Raw genomic sequence first — 4899 nt, forward strand, 5'->3', positions numbered from 1 at the left:
GACGCGGACGCCGCCGGAGGGTGTGGCGGCGGGCGTGACCCGGCCGCCGTGCGGACAGCCGATCACGGCGTCGGCGGCTAGCAGACTCCCGGACATGGTGTGTGATCCCCCGTGTTCCTTCATCGCTGGTTGAGGACGGTGAACTGGCCCTCGTTGATGGTTACTTCGTTGCCGCGCAGGGAGATCTCCGCGCCGGCGCCGGTCGAGATCACCACCGCGCCCTCGGTGATGCGGATGTACGCGCCGTCCCTGGCCTGCAGGAGGATTCCCTCCTCGGCCCCGGTGCCGTCGTTCATGACGATCTTGTGCGCACCCGGCGTCTGCACGACGACGGGCTTCTCGGCCGGGGCGGCCACGCGCGCGTCGGGCGGGAGTTCGTCCGCGCTGCCGTACCAGCACCCCGTCCACACCGGATAGCTGGGATCCCCCTGCTCGAACTCCACCCACACGCCCGCGCCCTCCTGCGGCACCGCGAAGTGCCCGGCCCTCGTCCCCGTGAACGGCAGGCAGGGCAGCGCCCACGTCGACGGCTCGCCGCCGAGGACGTCGGGGACCTCGACGGTGATGCGGCCGATGCGCAGCGGGTCGTCGTTGCTGACCACCCGGCCGCGGAACTTGCCGAGGTAGCGATTGCTGGGTGCCGCCATGGAAGCTGCTCCTGATGGATGGATGGATGGATGGATGGGTGGGTGAGTGGGTGAGGTGGGCGGGCCGGTGCGGGACGACCGTGGGTGGGCGCGGTCTACGGCCGGACGACGTCGCCGCGCGCCTCCAGTCCCTCGCGGGAGAGCGTGAAGTTCTGCCGGTACGAACCCGGGCGCAGGTTGTGCGTGACGGACTTGACGAAGTAGTCGCCGTCGTACGCCCGTCCCGAGCCGCGCACGCCGACGAGCTGGCGGGGCTGGAGGATGTGGCCGTACCGGAGGACGTCGAGCGAGCCGGAACCGGAGACGACGTCGGCGGAGAGCGCGGCGCGGGCGAGGAGCGCGGCCTCCGCCTGCCCGCGCTGGTGCTTGGCGGTCCCGGGGAGCGTCCTGCGGCGCAGGGCCGGGGTGGGCCGCTTGCCGAGCGGCGGGCGCAGCGGGTCGACGGACGGCTGGGGGAGCGGTGTCGCCTGCCGCGTCACCGGATCCTGCCAGCGCGCCTGGGGTTCCTCGCGCGCGGTGCCGTCGTAGGCGAACGTCAGCTGGTCGACGGTGGAGTTGGCGTCCAGGTTGACGCTGAGGGCGTGCTGGCGTTCGCCGCCGCGGTTCTCCGGCCCCCAGCGTGCCGAGGACTCGCCCACACCGGGGCCGGGCTCCAGGTAGAACGTGTAGCCGTTGGCGCGGGCCAGCTCGGTGACGTACTGGAGGTCGGTCTGCGTCTGGTAGTGCACCCGGGTGTCCTGGTGCGGGGGCTGGGGGATCTGCTCGTCGTACACGTCGGGCCGGACGCCGTAGTCGGAGTACCGGCGCAGGATCTCCAGAACGCGCCGGGAGGGCGGGAGATTCGGGTACGGGACGGTGCGCTCCTCCAGGTCCATCAGGAGGGTGAGGTCCTCACCGGTGACGGTGAGGGTGGAGTGCCCGGGCAGGTTGCTCGCCCCGACCTCGTGCCGGACGACCAGCCCGTCGAACAGCACGGCGGCGGTGCCCCGGACGCTCACCGTGACGACGAGCCGGGTCTTCGGGTCGAAGTACCCCTCGGGCAGGAGCCGCCGGGCGACGAGCCCGTTCTTGGTGAGGTCGAAGGCGAGCTGGAAGCCGCTGCGTTCGCCCGCGGTCGCGGTGATCTGGGCGGACAGCAGGGCCTCGGCCACCTCGGCGGGAACCGGCTGGACGAGCCGCGGCCCCATGAGCAGCCTGATGTGGACGGGACCTTCCCGCACGGGCAGGTCGAACACGCCGGTCACCTCCTGCCGCCGGGGAACCCGCCGCCGGGCGGGATGCCGATGACGCGCCCCGCCTCGTCGGTGAGCTCCCCCGGGTCGAGGACGGGGTTGGCGTCCGCGATCTGCCACCACTGGCCGGGGTCGCCGAAGTAGTGCTGCGCGAGCAGGTCGGGCCGCTCGCCGGCGGCGACGGTGTGGGGGTGGACCTCGTCCCCGTCCGGGAGCGGGGGCAGCAACCGGCGCTTGGCGTACCGGACCTCCGTCCCGTCGGGCAGTCGGTGGATCCCGATCTCCGCGTCGTGGTACCGGCTGGTGCGCGGGTACGGGTGCGCGCCGGGGATCGCGTCCAGGGCGCTCTCGTACGGCTGGATCTCGGCCATGGTTCCTCTCCTCACCCTCTGCCGGTCACGGTGTCGATCCCCGCGAACCCGAGCCGGCCGACGCCGCCGCCGCGCGCGGCCGCGGCGAGGCGCTCCTTCTGCGCGAGGTGCGCCATGTACAGGTCGGCGCCCTTGTGGCCGGCGGGCAGGTCGCTGACCGTGAGGATCTTCATCCCGATGCTGAGCGAGGCCCGGATCGGGTTCAGGTTCACGTCGAACGCCGACTCGTTGACGGACAGCTCGGTGAGCCGCACGGGCATGACCCGCTTGCTGCCCCAGGTGAAGAGGGTCAGCGGCATCTCGATCGGGCTGATCTCGATGGCCCCCTGCTTCGCGAGCTCGCTCGCCGCCCTGAGCTGGGCCGTCGTCGGCTGCACCAGCATCTCCAGCGCCGCGAGCTGCGGGTGGATGCCGTCGGGGGCGGCCACCTCCAGCTGGTCGGTCGCGTCGATCTCCGCGGTGAACTTCCAGGTCTCCTGGGCGGGCCCCTTGAGCCGCAGCGCCTCGTTGCGGTCCCCGCTCCCGGCACCCCCACCGCCGGCGTCACCGCCGTCACCGGCGGACTGGGGGGCGACGCTGCGCTCCAGGGTGTCCGGGTTGAACTGCAGCACGACGACCCGCTGCGGGGTACCGGTGGCGGGGTCGAGCACGACGATGCCGGAGCGGACGGGCTGGGGAATGTCGGCGTACCGGGTCACAGGCGTTCCTCGAGTCGGGTCCGCAGATCGGTGTAGTCGTGGTGGGGGAAGAGCACCGGAAAGGTCTGCGCCATTTCCTCGAGCCCCGCGGACACGGACGCGAAGCCCAGACCGCTGTACGCCGGCTCGCAGTAGAGGTACTGCCAGCCCATGACGCCCTTGGTGACGAGGACGGCGTCCAGGTAGCCGGGGTAGTCCAGCTCCATCGGCATGGCGCCCTGGCGCGTGTCGAAGAACCAGACCTCCGGATCCGCGGCGCCCGGCGCGGCCCGCAGGAGCGCCATGCGGCCGGTGCCGCTGCCGGGCGTGTCGTCGAAGAACCGCAGTTGGCCGTAGAGGTCGCGTTCCCAGTCGTCCTCGCCCTCCCAGATGGCGTCCATGTGGTTCTCCACGACGGCACGCAAGATGTGGGTGAGGCTGAACTCGCCGGCCATCCGCGAGCCGGGACGTCCGGACCGCCAATGCGCCTCGATGAGGCCGGGCCGGAAGAAGTGCCCTCGGACGCGTTCGCTCAGCGGAAGACCTTCGTCCTCGGCGAGGGTCCTGAAGACCTCCGCGGGCTCCTCGAGCACCGGGGACGTCTCACCGGCACGCGCCCGCTCCACATCCAGCCCGGACGCCTCCACGATCTCGCGGAGCGCCCTCTCGGCCCTCTGCTCGAATGGAAGCCCGAGCGTGGTGTCGTTGTCATCCGCCATGGCGGACCTCAATTCCAGTTGATTTCACCTTTGCGATCCAGCCTTCGCAGATTGCGTCTCAGGAGGTCGATGCCCGCCCGTGAGGTATTCAGATTCCGGTTCACGAGCCGGTGGAAATCGCCCCGCCCCGCGAGAATCCCCCCGTTCGCCTGCAGTTCGTCGCGCGCTGTGACGAAGTCCTTCGCAAGGCCTTCGTGTTTTCCGTTCAAAAGCCTGAGGTTGATGGTCGGGCGACCGGCGTGATTGATGGAGAGGAGGGTCTCCTCGTTGTCGGCGACAGGATCGTGGGGCAGGCCGAAGGGCTTCGACATCCCGTTCGGCGTCCAGTCCCCCGGAACCGTCCCCTTGGCTCCGGGAGCCCGTTCGTACACCGTGTACTTCGCCTGGATCCGGCTCGGGACGTGGGGGGACTCCTTGTGCTGGAACTCCGCCGCCGTCTCGTAGTGGATCACCGTCTCGGTGCCCTTGATCGCGCCGTAGGCCTCCTCCTCGATCCCGTGCAGGAACTTGATGTTCATCTCCGGACCGCGTGCGGGCACCAGGTTGTTGCCCGAGGCCTTCCCGCCGATCCGCTCCGGGAGGAGATGCATCCGCACCCAGCGGCTTCCCTTGCTCAGCCCCTTGTTCCGGATGTCCAGCCAGCCGGGCGGCTGCCCGTGCGCCGCCTCTCCGGCATCCTGCCCCGGGCCACCGGCGACCGTCTTCGAGCGGGTGCTCAGGAACGTGGCGGTGCGGTCCTCCTTCGGGCGCGGCTGCTCCCGGCCGAGAGTGAGGTCCTGGAAAACTCCGTAGTCCGCCTCGGGCAGGTCGAAGTAGAGCCGGTTCCGGGCCTGGTGCGCGAACTTTCGCATCTGCGCCTCGAGGGCGTACCGCAGCCTTCTCTTCTCCCTTTCCTCGTCGTCGCTGCGCGTTTCCTTCGGGATGCTCGCCTGGATTCGGCGCGCCTCTTCGTACTCTGTCCGGGCGGCGTCCACGTACCCTTGCTGCTTTCCCTTCTCCTGCTCCGTCGCCTTCGTCCGCAGGTCGTTGTGCCATTCGTCGAGGAATTGCTCGGCCTCCTGCGGCGTGCTGTGGATCCACAGGGGCGCGCGAGGACCCCGGCCGTGGAACCTCAAGACGTGCCGCTCACCGTCGTAGGCGTCCGCGAACCGCACCTGCGGCAGGTCGAACGGCTTCGCGTCGTCCTCGCGCCGGTCACGGCGGTCGTCCGCGTCCCGCCGGCGGGGACGGTCGTCCCGCATCCGGTCGGCGCG

General features: G+C 70.8%; 6 protein-coding genes. All 6 read right to left on the reverse strand.

Annotated elements, in window-relative coordinates; genetic code table 11:
- Positions 1-119: 119 nt before the first annotated feature.
- Positions 120-647: a phage baseplate assembly protein V gene (locus tag HW445_RS18465; RefSeq protein ID WP_180222100.1), complete on the reverse strand. Its 528-nt coding sequence runs from the start codon at positions 645-647 to the stop codon at positions 120-122.
- Between the two features lie 95 nt (positions 648-742).
- On the reverse strand, positions 743-1882 hold the full coding sequence (locus HW445_RS18470; protein ID WP_180222101.1) for a hypothetical protein: 1140 nt from the start codon (positions 1880-1882) through the stop codon (positions 743-745).
- A gap of 5 nt (positions 1883-1887) precedes the next feature.
- Complete coding sequence (locus HW445_RS18475; RefSeq protein WP_180222102.1) at positions 1888-2250, reverse strand: hypothetical protein; 363 nt, start codon at positions 2248-2250, stop codon at positions 1888-1890.
- 11 nt (positions 2251-2261) lie between these two features.
- A complete protein-coding gene (locus tag HW445_RS18480) occupies positions 2262-2948 on the reverse strand; it encodes a hypothetical protein (RefSeq protein ID WP_180222103.1) in 687 nt (228 codons plus the stop codon).
- Positions 2945-3646: a hypothetical protein gene (locus HW445_RS18485; RefSeq protein WP_180222104.1), complete on the reverse strand. Its 702-nt coding sequence runs from the start codon at positions 3644-3646 to the stop codon at positions 2945-2947. The genes HW445_RS18480 and HW445_RS18485 overlap by 4 nt, the downstream gene beginning before the upstream one ends.
- Positions 3647-3654: 8 nt before the next feature.
- Positions 3655-4899: hypothetical protein (locus HW445_RS18490; protein WP_180222105.1), on the reverse strand; the 1245-nt coding region annotated here is incomplete at its 5' end.

Source organism: Streptomyces sp. UH6, from assembly GCF_013421635.1.
In the GTDB taxonomy this organism is placed as follows: Bacteria; Actinomycetota; Actinomycetes; order Streptomycetales; family Streptomycetaceae; genus Streptomyces; species Streptomyces abyssomicinicus.

What these genes read in the sequence shown, in the direction of transcription:
- HW445_RS18465 (WP_180222100.1), bottom strand. Translation starts at nt 647, where the DNA reads ATGGCGGCACCCAGCAATCGCTACCTCGGCAAGTTCCGCGGCCGGGTG.
- HW445_RS18475 (WP_180222102.1), bottom strand. Translation starts at nt 2,250, where the DNA reads ATGGCCGAGATCCAGCCGTACGAGAGCGCCCTGGACGCGATCCCCGGC.
- HW445_RS18485 (WP_180222104.1), bottom strand. Translation starts at nt 3,646, where the DNA reads ATGGCGGATGACAACGACACCACGCTCGGGCTTCCATTCGAGCAGAGG.